This window comes from Streptomyces rimosus subsp. rimosus (assembly GCF_000720725.1).
Taxonomy (GTDB): domain Bacteria; phylum Actinomycetota; class Actinomycetes; order Streptomycetales; family Streptomycetaceae; genus Streptomyces; species Streptomyces rimosus_A.
In genome coordinates this window covers 1-17762 of the sequence record NZ_JOCQ01000145.1, presented here as the reverse complement: position 1 = coordinate 17762, position 17762 = coordinate 1, and the positions used below count along the sequence as shown (strand labels likewise).

Sequence of the window (17762 nt, the reverse complement as noted above, 5' to 3'; positions counted from 1 at the left end):
GATGTGGTGTTCGGGGATGCGAACGGGGCGGGGGAGGACAACCGTAATGTGGCGCGGATGGCGGTGCTGCTGGCCGGGCTGCCGGTGACGGTGCCCGGGGTGACGGTCAACCGGCTGTGCGGCTCCGGCCTGGAAGCCGTCCTCCAGGCCGCCCGCGCCATCGCCCTGGGCGACGCGCACATCGTCCTGGCGGGCGGGGTGGAGTCGATGAGCCGCGCCCCCTACATCCTGCCCAAGCCCGACACGCCTGGGACACGGGCGCCTACGCCGCCGAGGTCGTGCCGCTGCCACAGGTGGACCTGGCCCGCGACGAGTCCATCCGCGCCACCACCACCGCCGAGGCACTGGCCCAGCTGCGCCCGGCCTTCCGCACCGACGGCGGCACGGTCACCGCAGGCAACGCCTCCCCGCTCAGCGACGGCGCCGCCGCGCTGCTGCTGGCCGACGCGGAGGGGCTGCGGGCCACCGGCCGCGAGCCGCTGGCCCGGATCAAGGCGAGCGCGGTGGGCGGTCGCCCACCAGCTGGCCGCCCGCGGCTCCTCCGGCACCGGCCTGGCGGCCCTGTGCATCGGCGTCGGCCAGGGCCTCGCCCTCGTCCTCGAACGCGACTAAGGGAGGTCTTCCGGCGCGCCTCCGGCCCGGTAGCCGTTCAGTATCTCCAGATACGCCCTGCCCGCCTCCGTGATGGCGAAGTGCTGCCGGACGTCCCCGACCTCGCCCATCTGCGCGAACGTGCGCCCCGGCCGGCGTTCGATCAGCCCCACGCCGGTGAGGCGGCGCAGTTCGGCGTCGAGGAGCGGGCGGGTGTAGCCGCTGTCGTACGGCAGCGGTGACCCGTCGGCGAGAGCCTGGAGATGCCGCAGCTCCTCGCCCGGCACCAGGTGCTCGAACAGGAACTTCATCCGGTCCAGCTCCTGCTGCTGCCCGGTCTGGGTCTTCTTGACCTCACGCAGGACGACGCCGCCCGCAACCGTGTCGATCCGCTGGAGGATCGTCGACATCCAGGGGATCAGCGCGAGGACCAGCAGCGCCACGGCGGTCGCGTCCACCCGCTCCGGGACGAGGAGCTTGAGGGCGAGGCCGAGCAGCGCCGCCACGGTCACCGCCGTACGCGTCCGCAGCTCCTCCTTGGTCACGGTCTCCGCCCCTTCCGGCCGCCCGCCGTCCTCAGTGACGCTGCCCCCGCGCGGCGGCGTCCGCAAGGCCCGCACCCCGCCGCCCCCATTGATCACCGGTGCGAGAGGATGAACGGAACTGGTTCATTCCTCAACCGTTCCCCCTCGACCGGAGGCCGCGCCGATGCCCCTGCTCGACCTGGACCACCTGCCCGCGCTGCACGGCGGCGAGACCACCGCGGTCGAACCGGCGACCGGCGAATCGCTGGCCTCGTTCACCCTGGCCGCCCCTTCCGACGTGGAGCGCGCCGCCGCCGGGGCCGCGGCCGCCCAGCGTGCCTGGGCGCGTACGCCGTACACCGAGCGCGCCGCGGTGCTGCGCCGGGCCGGAGACCTGATCACCCGGCACGCCGCCGAACTGTCCGAGTGGATCATCCGGGAGGCCGGGAGCGTACCCGGCAAGGCCGAGTTCGAGATCCGGACGGCCGCCGAGGAGTGCTACGAGGCCGCGGCCCTCGCCCACCACCCGCTGGGCCAGGTGCTGCCCTCCGCCGCGCCGCGCCTTTCGTACGCGACCCGGGTACCGGCCGGCGTGGTCGGTGTCATCGCGCCGTTCAACGTCCCGCTCGTCCTCGCGATGCGCTCCGTCGCCCCGGCCCTGGCGCTCGGCAACGCGGTCGTCCTCAAGCCCGATCCGCGGACCGCGGTGTGCGGCGGCCACGCCGTGGCGGCGGTCTTCGCCGCGGCCGGGCTGCCCGAGGGGCTGCTGCATGTGCTGCCGGGCGGGGCGGAGGCCGGGCAGGCCCTGGTCGGCGACCGGCACGTCCGGGTGATCTCCTTCACCGGCTCCACGAACGCGGGCCGCAACGTCGGCGCGCTCGCCGCGCGCCATCTGAAGCGGGCCCATCTGGAGCTGGGCGGCAACAGCGCCTTCCTCGTCCTGGAGGACGCGGATCTGGACGCCGCCATGTCCGCCGCGGCCTGGGCCTCCTTCTTCCACCAGGGCCAGATCTGCATGTCCTCGGGCCGCCATCTCGTGCACGCCTCCTTGTACGACGAGTACGTGGAGCGGCTGGCGGCCAAGGCGGACGCGCTCGCCGTCGGCGACCCGTACCGCGAGGACGTACAGCTGGGGCCGGTCATCGACCGCGGGCAGCGGGACCGGATCCACGGCCTGGTGGAGGCGAGCACGGCGGCGGGCGCCCGGCTCGCGGCCGGCGGCAGCCACCGTGAGCTGTTCTACCGGCCGACCGTCCTGGCCGACGTGGACGACCGCTCCCCCGCCTACGCCGAGGAGGTCTTCGGCCCGGTCGCGCCGGTACGCAGGTTCCACACCACCGACGAGGCCGTGGCGCTGGCGAACGACACCGAGTACGGGCTGGCGCTCGGCGTCGTCACCCGGGACACCGCCCGCGCGCTGGAGCTGGCCGAACGCATACCGACCGGGCTGCTGCACATCAACGACCAGACGGTCAACGACGAGCCGGTCGCGCCGATGGGCGGCCTCGCCGCCTCCGGCACCGGCGCGCACTTCGGCGGTACGGCCAACCTGGACGCGTTCACCGAGACCCGCTGGACCACGGTCCGGGCCACCCCGGCCGGTTATCCGCTCTGACCCGTAATCTGCGCCGTACGGGACAGACGGCCGTACAAAGGGCCGTACATAAGGGCCGTACACGAGGCCGTACACGAGAAGGGAGCACCCGCGATGGCGGAGCGACTGGTGGTCATCGGCGGCGACGCGACGGGCATGTCCGCCGCGTCCCAGGCCCGGCGGCTGAGGAAGCCCGGGGACCTGGAGATCGTCGCGTTCGAACGCGGCCACTTCACCTCCTACTCCGCCTGCGGCATCCCGTACTGGGTCGGCGGCTCGGTGGACGGCCCGGACGACCTGATCGCCCGGTCGCCGGAGAAGCACCGCGAGCGCGACATCGACGTACGGATGCGCACCGAGGTCACCGAGCTGGATGTGGACCGCGGCCGGGTCCGCACCCGCGACCTGGCCGGCGGCGGCACCGAGTCCTGGACCGGCTACGACAAGCTGGTGATCGCCACCGGCGCGCGGCCGCTGCGCCCGCCGCTGCCGGGCATCGACGCGCCCGGCGTGCACGGTGTGCAGACGCTGGACGACGGGCAGGCGCTGCTGGACACCCTCCGGGCCACCGAGGGCACCAAGGCGGTCGTGGTGGGCGCCGGCTACATCGGCGTCGAGATGGCCGAGGCGCTGGTCACCCGCGGTTACGACGTGACGGTTCTGGACCGCGGCGAGCAGCCGATGTCCACGCTCGACCCCGACATGGGCTCGCTCGTCCACGAGGCGATGTGCGGAATGGGCATCGAGACGGTGCGCGGCGCGGTCGTCACCGGCGTCCGCACCGACGGCTCCGGGCGGGCCTGCGCGGTGACCACCGAGAACGACGGCGAGTTTCCGGCCGACGTGGTCGTGCTGGGCCTGGGCGTACGACCCGAGACCTCCCTCGCCGAGCGGGCCGGCCTGCCGCTCGGCGACACGGGCGGGCTGCTCACCGACCTGTCGATGCGGGTGCGCGGCCACGAGAACGTATGGGCCGGCGGGGACTGCGTGGAAGTACTGGACCTGGTCCTCGGCCGGACCCGGCACATCGCGCTGGGCACCCACGCCAACAAGCACGGCCAGATCATCGGCTCGAACGTGGCCGGCGACTACGCGACCTTCCCCGGCGTCGTCGGCACCGCCGTCTCCAAGGTCTGCGACCTGGAGATCGCCCGCACCGGCCTCCTGGAGGAGCAGGCGAAATCGGTCGGCCTGAAGTACGTGACCGTCACCATCGAGTCGACCAGCCGCGCCGGCTACTACCCGGGCGCCCGCCCGATGCGGGTCAAGATGATGGCCGAGCGGCGCACCGGGCGCCTCCTCGGCGTGCAGATCGTCGGCCGGGAAGGCGCGGGCAAGCGCGTGGACGTGGCGGCGGTGGCACTCACGGCGCGAATGTCGGTCGAGCAGATGACCGCCCTCGACCTCGGTTACGCGCCGCCGTTCTCGCCCGTGTGGGACCCGGTCCTGGTCGCGGCCCGCAAGGCGGCGGCCGCGGTGCGGGAGACGGGCGGCTGAGCGGACGGCGGGCCTCCGGAGCACCGGAGGCCCGCCCGCGCGGTCAGCGGGCCGAGCGCTCGTGGACGTACTCGACGAGGCGGGTCAGCGCGGCCGGGTCGGTGTTCGGCGGCACGCCGTGGCCCAGGTTGAAGACGTGGCCCTCCAGGCCGGCGGCGGCGTCCAGCACCTCGCCGGCCTTGGCCTCCACCGCCTCGCGCGGCGCGAACAGCACGGCCGGGTCGAGGTTGCCCTGGAGCGCCTTGCCGGGGCCGACGCGGCGGGCCGCCTCGTCCAGCGGGACGCGCCAGTCGACGCCGACGACGTCCGCGCCCGCCTCGCCCATCAGGCCCAGCAGCTCGCCGGTGCCGACGCCGAAGTGGATGCGCGGGACGCCGTACCCGGCGACCGACTCGAAGACCTTGGCGGAGGCGGGCAGCACGGAGCGGCGGTAGTCGGCCGGGGCCAGCGCGCCGGCCCAGGAGTCGAAGAGCTGCACGGCGCTCGCGCCCGCCTCGATCTGCACCTTCAGGAACGCCGAGGTGATCACGGCCAGGCGGTCCAGCAGGTCGGCCCACAGCTGCGGGTCGCCGTACATCATCGCCTTGGTGTGCTCGTGGTTGCGCGACGGGCCGCCCTCGATGAGGTAGCTGGCGAGGGTGAAGGGCGCGCCGGCGAAACCGATGAGGGGGGTGGCGCCCAGCTCGCCGACGAGCATCCGCACGGCCTCGGCCACATACGGCACGTCGCCGGGCTCCAGCGGGCGCAGCTGCTCCAGGTCGGCGCGCGTGCGGATCGGCTTCTCGACGACCGGGCCGACGCCCGGCTTGATGTCCAGATCGATGCCGATGGCCTTCAGGGGGACGACGATGTCGCTGAAGTAGATCGCCGCATCCACGCCGTGCCGGCGCACCGGCTGGAGGGTGATCTCGGTGATCAGCTCGGGCATCATGCAGGAGTCGAGCATCGCGATGCCCTCGCGGACCTTGCGGTACTCCGGCAGCGAGCGTCCGGCCTGGCGCATGAACCACACGGGCGTGTGCGGCACCGGTTCCCGGCGGCAGGCCTTGAGGAAGGCCGAGTCGTACGTACCGGTCTGCTGCTGGCCCGTCGGGCGGTTGGCACTCACACACCGAATCTTCGCACGCGTGCGAGGGCGCCTCCGAATGGGCGACGCGCGCACCGGGTGTCCTCCCTCACCCAGCGGCTCCTTCCGCCTAATCTTCCGGGCATGGCTGCGGCTCACGAACACCTCGCGGACAGCGCGGACAACGTACCGATCCCCTTCCGTCAGGCGATCGAGGCGCTCCGCACGGCACGGCTGCGCCCCGAGATCGAGATCGAGCCGACGCCCGCGCCCAAGCGCCTCGCGCCCTTCGCGTACGCGCTGGAGGCGGCGGTCGTCGAACCGGGCGCCGGGCCGGAGGGGGAGGACGCGGACCTGGCCGACGGGAGACTGGTGCTGCTGCACGACCCGGCCGGGCACGACGCGTGGCAGGGCACCTTCCGCGTGGTGACGCTGGCGCGCGCCGAGCTGGAGCCGGAGATGGGCGCCGACCCGCTGCTGCCGGAGGTGTCCTGGTCCTGGCTGACGGGGGCGCTGGACGCGCGCGGCGTGCGGTACGGGGAGATCGGCGGCACGGTGACGCGGGCCAGCTCCCACTCCTTCGGCAGCCTCGCGGACCGGGAGCCGGCCACCCAGCTGGAGATGCGCGCCTCGTGGACCCCGGAGGAGGGGCAGGACGGGGTGCCGGACACCGCGGCCCACCTGTCGGCGTGGTGCGACCTGCTGTGCCAGGTGGCGGGCCTGCCCCCGGCCGCGCCCGAGCCGTCACCGCGCGGCGGCGTGGTGCCCCTGCCGCAGCGCCGGGGACCCCAGGCACGCTGAACGCGCTCCGCGCACGGGTGCACCGGGGGGCGCGCGGAACCGTACGCCCTCCGGCGCGGCGACGCACCCGCCGGCGTACGGCAGTGCCGGGCAGCGTACGGACGCACCGCCCCGCGCGACCGCGCGCCCACCGGCGCGCCGCCTGACGGGCAGGCGGACACCCGCTTCCCCCACACCCCTCGAACGCCCACCCGGCAACGCCCCGCCACCGGATCACCCTTCAGTCGATCAAGCGACCGATTTGCCCGAAATGAACCTAACTAGTTGAGATCAAACTCTAAAGTCGGGCCCGTTTGATGCCGAAGAGGTCAGTGACCCTTCAAAGACGGAGCATTCCGACTCGCCCCAAATGCCGGATCCCGTCCCGCCACTCCCCCAGGAGGCCCGGTGTCAGTTCTCCTCGAGCAACCTTCGAGCCTGGTCGCCTACCGCCCGAACAAGCCGACGGCCATGGTCGTCGTGGCCGACCCTCGCGTCCGCTCCACCGTCACCCGCCACCTGTGGGCGCTCGGTGTGCGGGACGTGATCGAGGCGTCGTCCATCGCGGAGGCCCGTCCCCGCGTCGGCAGCCCGCGCGACATCTGCGTGGCCGACGTCCACCTTCCCGACGGCTCCGGCCTGACCCTGCTGTCCGAGACCCGGGCCGCGGGGTGGCCCAACGGCCTCGCCCTGTCCGCCGCCGACGACATCGGCGCCGTACGCAACGCCCTGGCCGGCGGCGTCAAGGGCTACGTCGTCACCGGCACCCGCACCAACCTCGGCCTCCCGGGCCGCCCCGGCGCCGCGCCCATCGGCGCCAATGCGGCCCGTATGCACCGCCGCCCCCCGGGCGCCCCCGGCCACCCGGGCGGCTACCGCGAGCTGTCCGGACGCGAGGTCGAGGTGCTGCGGCTGGTTGCGGAGGGCCAGTCCAACAAGGCCATCGGCGTCTCCATGGGGCTGTCGGCGCTCACCGTCAAGAGCCACCTGGCCCGCATCGCCCGCAAGCTGGGCACCGGCGACCGGGCCGGCATGGTCGCCGTGGCCCTGCGCACCGGCATCATCCACTGACCTCCGCCCTCCGAACATCACCGTCCCGCCCGTCGAGGGAACGTTCCCTCGACGGGCGCAGTGCATACACAGATACCCTTGACTGGTGACCGACGCCCAAAAGACCGCAGAAGACTCGACACTGCGAACATCCGGAGACTCGCCTCCGGACACCCGCCCGGCGCCGGTCCCCCTGCTGGAACCGCGCGAGGGCACCCCGCCCGTGACGGCCACGGCCGAGGAACTTGCCGAAGTCGTGGCGGCCTTCGCGGCCGGTACGGGCCCGGTGGCGGTGGACGCCGAGCGGGCCTCCGGCTACCGCTACGGCCAGCGCGCCTACCTGGTGCAGCTGCGCCGCGACGGCGCCGGCAGCGTTCTGATCGACCCGGTCGGCTGCCCCGACCTCTCGGCGCTGGGCGAGGCGATCGGCGACGCCGAGTGGGTGCTGCACGCCGCCACCCAGGACCTGCCCTGTCTGCGCGACATAGGCATGGTCCCGTCCCGCCTCTTCGACACCGAGCTGGCCGGCCGCCTCGCCGGCTTCGCCCGCGTCGGCCTCGGCGCCATGGTGGAGAACGTCCTCGGCTACGCCCTGGAGAAGGGCCACTCCGCGGTGGACTGGTCCACCCGCCCGCTGCCGGAGCCCTGGCTGCGCTACGCCGCGCTCGACGTCGAGCTGCTGGTGGACCTGCGCGACGCCCTGGAGGACGAGCTGGCGCGGCAGGGCAAGCTCGAATGGGCACGCCAGGAGTTCGCGGCCATCGCCGCCGCTCCCCCGGCGCCGCCCCGCAAGGACCCCTGGCGCCGCACGTCCGGCATGCACAAGGTCCGCCGCCGCCGGCAGATGGCCGTCGTACGGGAACTGTGGACCACCCGCGACCAGGTCGCCCAGCGGCGCGACATCTCACCGGGCAAGGTGCTGGGCGACGCCGCCATCATCGAAGCGGCCCTGAACCTGCCCCCCAACACCCACGCGCTCGCCACCCTCGCCGGCTTCGGCCACCGCATGGGCCGCCGCCAGCTCGAACAGTGGCAGGCCGCCGTGGACCGCGCCCGCGCCCTGCCGGAGAGCGAGCTGCCGCAGCCCGGCCAGCCGCTGAACGGCCCGCCGCCGCCCCGCTCGTGGGCCGACAAGGACCCGGCGGCCGCGGCCCGCCTGGCCGCCGCCCGTACGGCGGTGACCGCCCTGGCCGAGGACCTGAACCTCCCCCAGGAGAACCTGATCACCCCCGACACGGTGCGCCGCCTGTGCTGGGAGCCCCCCGCCGAGCCGACCGGAGAGGCGGTCGCGGCCGTCCTGGCCGGCCACGGCGCCCGCCCCTGGCAGATCGAACAGGTCACCCCGATCCTCACCGAGGCCCTGGGCGCGACCGGCGCCTGATTCCCCGGGGGCGGCCCGGCACTCCCGGCCCGCCCCCGGAGGCTCAGTCCCGGTCGACGTGCTCGCGCAGGATCTTCCGCTCGGCGGCGTCCACATCGAACGTGGTCTTGTTCCAGTCGTTCTTGGTCACCACGTCCACCGACCAGATCTCCTTCTTCTGGTCGTTGGCGTCCAGCTCCACGGCGGTGACCGTCCCGCTCTTGCGCGCCGTGGCCGTGGCGGCGGCCTGCTGCGGTGTGACGGTGGCCCGTTCGAGCCGGTCCGCCAGCTTCTTCATGTCGTCGTCATCGTCCTTCTTCGCCTGCGGCTGCCCCGCCTTGCCGGAGACCGCGTCGACCCGCACGGTGCTGGCCTTCCCGCTCTCGGTGGCCACCTCCGTGACCCACTCGGGCTTGCCGCCGCTCCCGCGCTTCAGCTCCACCGACACCGCCTTGGAGCCGGACACCGCCCCCGTGGCGGCCTTGAGCGCCTGGTCGTACGAGGTCTTCGCCTCCGGAACCAGCGCCTTCCGCGACCGCTGATCCTCGGTCATGCCGCCCGAGGAGGCCCCGCCCGAGGACGACGGTGCCGAGGCCGATGACGAGGCGGGAGGCGAGGCGGGAGGCGAAGCGGAAGCCCCGCCCCCGCCGTCGTCGTCATCCCCGCACCCGGCCAGCAGCCCCCCGGCCAGAGCGACAGCACACACAGCCCCCACGGTCCGGACACGCTTGGTCACGACACCACTCCTCTTCGTACCCATATGTGCACCATAAGACTGCAACGGGACCAATGCCCGCAGGAGGCGCATTTCCCGGCCACCACCAGACGAATCACAGCCCCTCTCTGTGACCTTCACCGCTTACCCCGGGGGGACTGGGCACCGTGGTTACCCGCAAGTAGCATGAGACCGGAGACGCGCTTCCGGGCGCGCCCGCAGCAGTGCCATCCCGCACCTGGAGGAGAGCCAACGTGCCTCGTACCGCTAGGGACGTCGTCTTCGTCGACGGCGTCCGCACCCCGTTCGGCAAGGCGGGCCCCAAGGGCATTTACCACGAGACCCGCGCCGACGACCTGGTCGTCAAGTGCATCCGGGAGCTGCTGCGCCGCAACCCGGACCTCGACCCGGCCCGTATCGACGAGGTCGCCCTCGCCGCCACGACCCAGATCGGCGACCAGGGCCTGACCCTGGGCCGTACCGCCGGCATCCTCGCCGGCCTGCCGCAGTCCGTCCCCGGCTTCTCCGTGGACCGGATGTGCGCCGGCGCCATGACCGCCGTGACCAGCATCGCGGGCGGCGTCGCCTTCGGCGCGTACGACATCGCCGTCGCGGGCGGCGTGGAGCACATGGGCCGCCACCCCATGGGCGAGGGCGTCGACCCCAACCCCCGGTTCGTCAGCGAGAAGCTCGTCGACCAGTCCGCCCTCTTCATGGGCATGACGGCGGAGAACCTCCACGACCGCCTCCCCCACCTCACCAAGCAGCGCGCCGACGAGTACGCGGTCCGCAGCCAGGAGAAGGCCGCCAAGGCGTACGCCGACGGCAAGATCCAGGCCGACCTGGTGCCGATCTCGGTGCGCCGCACCAACGCGGAGGCCGGCGAGACCGGCTGGGGCCTGGCGACCGCCGACGAGCCGATGCGGCCCGGCACCACCCTCGAAAACCTCGCGAACCTCAAGACCCCGTTCCGCCCGCACGGCCGCGTCACCGCCGGCAACGCCGCGGGCCTGAACGACGGCGCCACCGCCTCGCTGATCGCCGCCGAGGACGTGGCCCGTGAGCTGGGCCTGCCGGTCAAGATGCGCCTGGTGGACTACGCCTTCGCGGGCGTCGAGCCGGAGGTCATGGGCATCGGCCCGGTCCCGGCGACCGAGAAGGCCCTCGCCAAGGCGGGCCTGTCCATCGACGACATCGGCCTCTTCGAGATCAACGAGGCGTTCGCCGTCCAGGTGCTGTCGCTGCTGGACCACTACGGCATCGCGGACGACGACCCGCGCGTCAACCAGTACGGCGGCGCGATCGCCTTCGGCCACCCCCTCGCCTCCTCCGGCGTGCGTCTGATGACGCAGCTGGCCCGGCAGTTCGAGGAGCAGCCGCAGGTGCGTTACGGCATCACGACCATGTGCGTCGGCTTCGGCATGGGCGGCACGGTCATCTGGGAGAACCCGCACTTCGAGGGAGCAGGCAAGTGACCACCACCACCGAGCTGCTGAAGGGCGCGGCCGAGCTGTTCCCGGACGAGGTCGTCACCCAGGCGCACGTACGGCACCTGGAACTGCCCGGCGCCGGCACCTTCGCGCTGATCACGCTGGACAACGGCCTGGACCACACCAAGCCGACCACCTTCGGCCCGCAGTCGCTGGCGAACCTGAACACCGCGATCGACCAGGTCGAGGCGGAGGCCAGGGACGGGAAGATCACCGGCGTCGGCATCACCGGCAAGCCGTTCATCTTCGCCGTCGGCGCCGACCTCAAGGGCGTCGAGCTGCTCAAGCGGCACGAGGACGCGCTGGCCATCGGCAAGGGCGGCCACGACGTCTTCAAGCGCCTGTCGGGCCTGGCCGTGCCGACCTTCGCCTACTACAACGGTGCCGCGATGGGCGGCGGCGTCGAGGTCGGTCTGCACTGCACGTACCGCACCGTCTCCAAGGCGCTGCCCGCCTTCTCGCTGCCCGAGGTCTTCCTCGGCCTGGTGCCCGGCTGGGGCGGCTGCGTCCTGCTGCCGAACCTGATCGGCGCCGACCGCGCGGTCTCGGTGATCATCGAGAACTCGCTCAACCAGAACAAGCAGCTCAAGGGGCAGCAGGTCTACGACCTCGGCATCGCCGACGCGATCTTCGAGGGCGCCGACTTCCTGGAGCAGTCGCTGCTGTGGACCGCCTCGGTCCTCAAGGGCGACACCGAGGTCGTACGGGCCGACGTCGACCGCGGCGAGGCGTGGGACCAGGCCGTACAGCGCGGCAAGTCCATCGCGGACGGCAAGGTGCACGGCGCCGCCCCGGCCGCGTACCGCGCGCTGGACATCATCGCCGCCGCCAAGAACGGCGACCTGCGCCAGGGCTTCGACGCCGAGGACCAGGCCCTCGCGGACCTGATCATGGGCGGCGAGCTGCGCAGCGGCATCTACTCGTTCAACCTGGTGCAGAAGCGCGCCAAGCGCCCCGCGGGCGCGCCGGACAAGGCCCTCGCCCGCCCGGTCACCAAGGTGGGCGTGGTCGGCGCGGGCCTGATGGCCTCGCAGCTGGCACTGCTGTTCGCGCGCCGCCTTGAGGTGCCGGTCGTGCTGACCGACATCGACCAGGCCCGCATCGACAAGGGCGTGCAGTACGTCCACGGCGAGATCGACAAGCTGCTCCTGAAGGGCCGCGTCAACCAGGACAAGGCCAACCGCCTCAAGGGCCTGGTCAGCGGCCACCTCGACAAGGCCGCCGCCTTCGGCGACGCGGACTTCGTCATCGAGGCCGTCTTCGAGGAGATGGGCGTCAAGCAGCAGGTGTTCGCCGAGGTCGAGGCGGTCGTGCCGGAGCACGCCGTCCTCGCCACGAACACCTCGTCCCTCTCGGTCACCGAGATGGCGTCCAAGCTCAAGCACCCCGAGCGGGTCGTGGGCTTCCACTTCTTCAACCCGGTCGCGATCCTGCCGCTGCTGGAGATCGTGCGCGCGGAGAAGACCGACGACGCGTCGCTGGCCACGGCCTTCTCCGTCGCCAAGTCGCTGAAGAAGACGGCCGTACTGGTCAAGGACGCCCCGGCGTTCGTGGTCAACCGCATCCTGACCCGCTTCATGGGCGAGATCCAGAACGTCATCGACGAGGGCACCCCCGTCGAGACCGCCGAGAAGGCCGTCGAGCCGCTCGGCCTGCCGATGTCGCCGCTGGTGCTGCTGGAGCTGGTCGGCCCGGCGATCGGCCTGCACGTCTCCGAGACGCTGCACGGCGCCTTCCCGGACCGCTTCACCGTCTCGCCGAACCTGGCCGCCGTGGTCAAGGCCGGCAAGCGCGGCTTCTACGTCTACGACTCCGGCAAGCCGGAGCTGGACCCCGAGGTCAAGGCGCTGCTCAAGCAGGGCGACTCCGTCCTGACCGAGGAGCAGGTCCGCACCCGCGTCCTGGACGCGGTGGCCCAGGAGATCGGCCTGATGCTGGACGAGGGCGTCGTCGCCGAGGCGCAGGACATCGACCTGTGCCTGATCACCGGCGCCGGCTGGCCCTTCCACCTGGGCGGCATCACGCCGTACCTGGACCGCGAGGGCGTCTCCGAGCGTGTGAACGGCAAGAAGTTCCTGGCCCCGGGCGTGGCGAGCGTGCCCGCCTAGGCCCGGACGGCAGCCGCGCCGACTGCCCTGGTACCGCTGTTCTCAGTGGTGCCAGGGCAGTCGCACGGGTTCGGCCGGCGTCCGGCCGCCGCGTATCTCCGCGAGCAGCGGCGGCAGCCCGTACGGGAACACCGTCTCCGCCGTCGTCGCCAGTTCGTCCACCGGCCACCAGCGGTGCCCGGTGACGGAGGCCCGCTCGTGTTCCCGGAAGCCGCCGGTGTCGACCTCGTACGGGGCGACGCGGTGCAGGAAGAACACGTCCTCGAACTCGCCGCTCGCCCACGGCAGTTCCGCGTATCCGGAGGTACGGGCGACCAGCGGCCCGAGCGCGTCGGGCGCCACCCGCAGCCCGGTCTCCTCCGCCAGTTCCCGCGCCGCCGCCGCGCGCAGCGACTCCCCTTCGTGGACGCTGCCGCCGGGCGTGAACCAGCAGTGCCCGGTCTCGGGGCGGGCGGGGTCCAGGTGGCCGCGGAAGAGCAGCAGCCGGTCGTCCGTGCCGAGGAGCAGGACGCGGGCGGAACGGCGTACCAGGTCGGGTGTGTGCTCGGTGGTGGGCATCCCGGCAGCGTACGGCGGGCGCGCGTGGAGGCGCTGGGGGCCCGGGTGGCCGGGCCGCGTGCCGTACGGCGGGGGCGCAGCGGGTGACCGCCGCGCCCGTACGGATCAGGCTCCCCGCCCCGGGCCACCGCCCACGGGCCCGGTGGCCGCGTTCCTGCCCCCGGGCCGGTTCATCCGGCTCCGCGACCGCCCGTACGTGAAGTAGATGACGAAGCCGACGAGCATCCAGACGCCGAACCGCAGCCAGGTCTCCGCGGGCAGGTTGAGCATCAGCCACAGCGAAGCCAGCACCGACAGCGCGGGCACGAACGGGACCAGTGGGGTGCGGAAGGAACGGGGCAGGTCGGGGCGGGTGCGGCGCAGGATGACCACGCCGATCGCGACCACGACGAACGCGAACAGGGTGCCGATGTTGACCAGCTCGGCCAGCTCGTCGATCGAGGTGAAGCCGGCCACGACGGCCACCACGACACCGAGCACGACGGTCGAGCGGTACGGGGTGCCGAACCGCGGGTGGACCTGTGAGAAGACCTTCGGCAGCAGGCCGTCGCGGCTCATCGCGAAGAACACCCGGCTCTGGCCGAGCAGCAGGATCATGCAGACCGAGGTCAGGCCGACGGCCGCGCCGAAGCTGATCAGCCCGGCCCAGAACGGGTGCCCGACGGACTTGAACGCGTCGGCGAGCGGCGCGTCCGTGGACAGCTCGCTGTACTTCTGCATGCCGGTGACCACGACCGAGACGGCGACGTAGAGCACCGTGCAGATGGCGAGCGAGCCGAGGATGCCGCGCGGCACGTCCCGCTGCGGCAGGCGGGTCTCCTCGGCCGCGGTGGCGACGATGTCGAAGCCGATGAAGGCGAAGAAGACCACCGCGGCGGCGGCGAAGATGCCCATGATGCCGAAGTTGGCCGGGGTGAAGCCGAAGATCAGCTGGGACAGCGGCGCCGCGAGGCCGTCACTGCCCGCGGTGGCCTTGCTCGGCGGGATGAACGGCTGGTAGTTGGCGCCGGTGATGAAGAACGAGCCCGCGATGATCACGAGCAGCACGACGGTGACCTTGACGGCGACGATCACCGAGGTGACGCGGGACGACAGCTTCACGCCGATCACGAGGATGGCCGTCAGCACCAGTACGAGCACGCACGCGAGCAGATCGAACCCGAAGGTGCCCTCATGGGTGCCGGACAGCCCCTGCGGCAGTTGGAGCCCGGCCGTGTCCAGCAGTGAGCGGACGTAGCCGGACCAGCCGACGGCGACCACCGCGCAGCCCAGCGCGAGCTCCAGGATGAGGTCCCAGCCGATGATCCAGGCGGGCAGCTCGCCCAGCGAGGCGTACGAGAAGGTGTACGCCGAGCCGGCCACCGGAACGGTCGAGGCGAACTCCGCGTAGCAGAGCGCGGCCAGCGCGCAGACCAGGCCGGCGGTGACGAAGGAGAGCGCGACGGCCGGGCCCGCGGTCTCCTTGGCGATCTTGCCGGTGAGGACGAAGATGCCGGTGCCGATGACGACGCCGACACCGAAGACGGTCAGGTCGAGGGCGGAGAGGGATTTCTTGAGCGCGTGTTCCGGCTCCTCGGTGTCCCGGATCGACTCCTCGACCGTCTTGGTCCGGAACAGACCACTGCGGCGTACCGGGGTCTGCTCCCCGCCGCCGCGTTCCGGTCCGTGTGCCGTGCCCCGCTGTGTGCTGCTCATGGGCCAACCTCCGCCTGGACGACCGTCGCGACTCGTGAACTGACCGAGTCTGCGCAATGGTCGGGACGAGTACGGTGCGGCGGGCCTGCGCGCGGCGGGGATTCACCCGATGGTACGGACGGGTGGATATGCCGAAGGGCCGGTGATTGCACCCGTTCGGGTGGCCCACCAGCCCATGGTATGACCGTTCAGCGATGTTTGTGCAGTGTTACGCGTCGGATTTGTGCGGCCTTGAGCGGCGGTGGGGCGGCCGGTGAAACCGTTGACCGGCCGGTGTACGTACGTCCTCGCCCGCACACCGGCCGTTCGCGCCTCACCCACAGGAGGAACCGGCAGCACCCGTTCCCCCTCCCCCACCGCTCCCGTCAGTCGCGGGCGGCCTCGGCCCGCTCGGCGCCGTCCGCGGCGCCCACCGACTCCGCGGCGTCCACGGACCGGTCCGCGCCCTCGTACCGGCCGTCGATCTTGGAGACGAGGCCGGTGACCTGCCGGGCGATGTCCGGCGCGGTGAGCCCGATCTCGGCCATGATCTCCGCGCGGGAGGCATGGTCGAGGAAGCGCTCCGGAATACCGAAGTCACGCAGCGGTACGTCCACGCCCGCGTCGCGCAGCGCCTGCGCGACGGCGGAGCCGACACCGCCCGAGCGGCTGTTGTCCTCGACCGTGACCACGACGCGGTGCGCGTCGGCCAGGCCCGGCAGCGCCGCGTCGACCGGCTTGACCCAGCGCGGGTCCACCACCGTCGTGGAGATGCCCTGCTTGTCGAGCAGATCGGCGATCTCCAGGCACATCGGCGCCAGCGCGCCCACGGACACCAGCAGCACATCGGGCCGCTCGACGCCCTCACCGGGCTCCCGCAGCACATCCATGCCGCCGACCCGGCCCACGGCCTCCACCGCCGGGCCGACCTTGCCCTTCGAGTAGCGCACCACGGTCGGCGCGTCGTCCACCTCGACGGCCTCGCGCAGCTGGGCCCGTACCTGCTCGGCGTCGCGCGGGGCGGCGATCCGCAGGCCCGGCACGACCTGGAGCAGCGACATGTCCCACATGCCGTTGTGCGAGGCGCCGTCGTCGCCCGTGACACCGGCCCGGTCCAGGACGAAGGTGACACCGCACTTGTGCAGCGCGACGTCCATCAGGACCTGGTCGAAGGCGCGGTTGAGGAAGGTCGCGTAGACCGCGAAGACCGGGTGCAGGCCACCGGTGGCCAGGCCGGCCGCGGAGACCGCCGCGTGCTGCTCGGCGATGCCCACGTCGTAGACCCGGTCCGGGAACGCCTTCGCGAACTTCTGCAGGCCCACCGGCTGGAGCATCGCGGCCGTGATCGCCACGATGTCCTCGCGCTCCCGGCCCAGCTCGACCATCTCGTCCCCGAAGACGGAGGTCCAGCTCGCGCCGCCGGAGGCCACCGGCAGGCCGGTGTCCGGGTGGATGACGCCGATCCCGTGGAAGCGGTCGGCCTCGTCCTGCTCGGCGGGCTTGTAGCCACGCCCCTTCTCGGTCAGGCAGTGCACGATGACCGGGCCGCCGAAGCGCTTGGCGCGCTGGAGCGCGGACTCCAGGGCCTCGATGTCGTGCCCGTCGATCGGCCCGACGTACTTCAGACCCAGGTCCTCGAACATGCCCTGCGGGGCGATGAAGTCCTTCAGCCCCTTCTTCGCCCCGTGCAGCGTCTCGTACAGCGGCTTGCCGACGACCGGCGTGCGCTCCAGGAGGTCCTTGCCGCGCGCCAGGAAGCGCTCGTAGCCGTCCGTCGTGCGCAGGGTGGCCAGGTGGTTGGCCAGGCCGCCGATGGTCGGCGCGTACGAGCGCTCGTTGTCGTTGACGACGATCACCAGCGGGCGGTCCTGGGCGTCGGCGATGTTGTTCAGCGCCTCCCAGGCCATGCCGCCGGTCAGCGCGCCGTCCCCGATCACCGCCACAACATGATCGTTTTTGCGCAGCACCTGATTGGCCTTGGCCAGGCCGTCGGCCCAGCCCAGCACGGTCGAGGCGTGACTGTTCTCGATGACGTCGTGCGCCGACTCGGCACGCGAGGGATAACCGGACAGCCCGCCCTTGCTGCGCAGCCCGGAGAAGTCCTGGCGGCCGGTGAGCAGCTTGTGGACGTAGGACTGGTGGCCGGTGTCGAAGAGCACCTTGTCCCGCGGCGAGTCGAAGACCCGGTGCAGGGCGATGGTCAGCTCGACCACACCGAGGTTGGGGCCGAGGTGACCGCCGGTCTTGGAGACGGCGTCGACGAGGAACGTACGGATCTCCCCCGCCAGCTGCTCCAGCTGCTCCGGCCCCAGCCGGTCCAGATCGCGCGGTCCCTTGATACGGGTCAGCAGCGCCACCCGTGCCTCCTTGCTGTCGAGCTGGTTCGAGCGATTCGTGCGGATTCGCCTGGTCGTAGCTGGCTCTGGCTGGTCGACCTTGTCGATCTGCCGAGTCTAATGTTCCGCCTGCGGCGACGGATAACGGGCCATGCGATGTATGTCACGCGGATGGCCGGTTTGCGGACGCGGCCTTCGGCCGCGGAAGCGGCGTGGGGTGACGGGGGCCGGGATCTGTGCTGCGTGGTGGGGGTGTGCGTCCTTTGCCGCCATGGCTGGGAGCCTGGCGAGAATTGCGCGGCGGGGGGGCGGGTGGTGCTTGGGGTCACGCCGACGGGGTCGCTCGGCTTCGGGTGGCCGTTGGGGCTGGGTGGGGGTGCGCGTCTGGCGCGGTCGGTCCGGTGGGTGGGGGCTCGGGG

The 17762-nt window shown here is 72.4% G+C and carries 13 protein-coding genes and 1 pseudogene; 8 read left to right on the top strand and 6 right to left on the bottom strand.

Annotation, left to right across the window (positions count from 1 at the left end; all coding sequences use genetic code 11):
• Nucleotides 1-612, top strand: a pseudogene (locus IH45_RS1000000147415) (thiolase family protein); the annotation flags it as partial.
• On the opposite strand, the gene IH45_RS0139590 reads toward IH45_RS1000000147415, so the two are convergent.
• Nucleotides 609-1136 (bottom strand): hypothetical protein, encoded by a 528-nt coding sequence (locus IH45_RS0139590; RefSeq protein ID WP_158813443.1) that lies wholly within the window; start codon nt 1134-1136, stop codon nt 609-611. The pseudogene IH45_RS1000000147415 and the gene IH45_RS0139590 overlap by 4 nt on opposite strands.
• Before the next feature lie 163 nt (nt 1137-1299).
• On the opposite strand from IH45_RS0139590, the gene IH45_RS0139585 reads away from it, so the two are divergent.
• Nucleotides 1300-2730, top strand: a complete 1431-nt coding sequence (locus IH45_RS0139585; RefSeq protein WP_030680788.1) for an aldehyde dehydrogenase family protein — start codon at nt 1300-1302, stop codon at nt 2728-2730.
• 93 nt (nt 2731-2823) lie between these two features.
• On the top strand, nt 2824-4206 hold the full coding sequence (locus IH45_RS0139580; RefSeq protein ID WP_030680786.1) for an FAD-dependent oxidoreductase: 1383 nt from the start codon (nt 2824-2826) through the stop codon (nt 4204-4206).
• A 43-nt stretch (nt 4207-4249) separates the two neighbouring features.
• Here the strand turns inward: IH45_RS0139580 and hemE are convergent, their stop codons facing one another.
• Complete coding sequence (hemE, locus tag IH45_RS0139575) at nt 4250-5314, bottom strand: uroporphyrinogen decarboxylase (protein WP_030680783.1); 1065 nt, start codon at nt 5312-5314, stop codon at nt 4250-4252.
• A gap of 102 nt (nt 5315-5416) precedes the next feature.
• Between hemE and IH45_RS0139570 the strand changes: the two genes are divergently transcribed.
• The 3 genes from IH45_RS0139570 to IH45_RS0139560 all read left to right on the top strand — a co-directional run bounded on the left by IH45_RS0139570 (nt 5417) and on the right by IH45_RS0139560 (nt 8483).
• The gene (locus tag IH45_RS0139570) at nt 5417-6073 is read left to right on the top strand and encodes a DUF3000 domain-containing protein (RefSeq protein ID WP_030680780.1); all 657 of its coding nucleotides are present in this window, start codon (nt 5417-5419) and stop codon (nt 6071-6073) included.
• A gap of 387 nt (nt 6074-6460) precedes the next feature.
• Nucleotides 6461-7123 carry a response regulator transcription factor gene (locus IH45_RS0139565; RefSeq protein ID WP_003985651.1) on the top strand — a complete coding sequence of 221 codons (663 nt, stop codon included), beginning with the start codon at nt 6461-6463 and terminating at the stop codon, nt 7121-7123.
• An 85-nt stretch (nt 7124-7208) separates the two neighbouring features.
• The gene (locus IH45_RS0139560; RefSeq protein ID WP_030680776.1) at nt 7209-8483 is read left to right on the top strand and encodes an HRDC domain-containing protein; all 1275 of its coding nucleotides are present in this window, start codon (nt 7209-7211) and stop codon (nt 8481-8483) included.
• Nucleotides 8484-8526: 43 nt separating this feature from the next.
• Here the strand turns inward: IH45_RS0139560 and IH45_RS0139555 are convergent, their stop codons facing one another.
• Nucleotides 8527-9015 (bottom strand): PepSY domain-containing protein, encoded by a 489-nt coding sequence (locus IH45_RS0139555; protein WP_050515512.1) that lies wholly within the window; start codon nt 9013-9015, stop codon nt 8527-8529.
• Nucleotides 9016-9431: 416 nt separating this feature from the next.
• Here IH45_RS0139555 and IH45_RS0139550 point away from each other — a divergent pair, with 416 nt between their 5' ends.
• Both IH45_RS0139550 and IH45_RS0139545 read left to right on the top strand, forming a co-directional pair.
• Nucleotides 9432-10652 carry a thiolase family protein gene (locus tag IH45_RS0139550; RefSeq protein WP_030680770.1) on the top strand — a complete coding sequence of 407 codons (1221 nt, stop codon included), beginning with the start codon at nt 9432-9434 and terminating at the stop codon, nt 10650-10652.
• A complete protein-coding gene (locus IH45_RS0139545; protein WP_030680768.1) occupies nt 10649-12775 on the top strand; it encodes a 3-hydroxyacyl-CoA dehydrogenase NAD-binding domain-containing protein in 2127 nt (708 codons plus the stop codon). The genes IH45_RS0139550 and IH45_RS0139545 overlap by 4 nt, the downstream gene beginning before the upstream one ends.
• A 42-nt stretch (nt 12776-12817) precedes the next feature.
• Here IH45_RS0139545 and IH45_RS0139540 read toward each other — a convergent pair whose 3' ends face one another.
• The 3 genes from IH45_RS0139540 to dxs all read right to left on the bottom strand — a co-directional run bounded on the left by IH45_RS0139540 (nt 12818) and on the right by dxs (nt 17364).
• Complete coding sequence (locus IH45_RS0139540) at nt 12818-13333, bottom strand: NUDIX hydrolase (protein ID WP_030680764.1); 516 nt, start codon at nt 13331-13333, stop codon at nt 12818-12820.
• Nucleotides 13334-13438: 105 nt separating this feature from the next.
• Nucleotides 13439-15028: an amino acid permease gene (locus IH45_RS0139535; protein WP_234440853.1), complete on the bottom strand. Its 1590-nt coding sequence runs from the start codon at nt 15026-15028 to the stop codon at nt 13439-13441.
• A gap of 365 nt (nt 15029-15393) precedes the next feature.
• Complete coding sequence (dxs, locus tag IH45_RS0139530; RefSeq protein WP_030680758.1) at nt 15394-17364, bottom strand: 1-deoxy-D-xylulose-5-phosphate synthase; 1971 nt, start codon at nt 17362-17364, stop codon at nt 15394-15396.
• Nucleotides 17365-17762: the final 398 nt, after the last annotated feature.

Coding starts and splice junctions, on each gene's coding strand:
- IH45_RS0139585 (WP_030680788.1), top strand. CDS start 1,300: ATGCCCCTGCTCGACCTGGACCACCTGCCCGCGCTGCACGGCGGCGAG.
- IH45_RS0139580 (WP_030680786.1), top strand. CDS start 2,824: ATGGCGGAGCGACTGGTGGTCATCGGCGGCGACGCGACGGGCATGTCC.
- IH45_RS0139570 (WP_030680780.1), top strand. CDS start 5,417: ATGGCTGCGGCTCACGAACACCTCGCGGACAGCGCGGACAACGTACCG.
- IH45_RS0139555 (WP_050515512.1), bottom strand. CDS start 9,015: ATGACCGAGGATCAGCGGTCGCGGAAGGCGCTGGTTCCGGAGGCGAAG.
- IH45_RS0139540 (WP_030680764.1), bottom strand. CDS start 13,333: ATGCCCACCACCGAGCACACACCCGACCTGGTACGCCGTTCCGCCCGC.
- IH45_RS0139535 (WP_234440853.1), bottom strand. CDS start 15,028: ATGAGCAGCACACAGCGGGGCACGGCACACGGACCGGAACGCGGCGGC.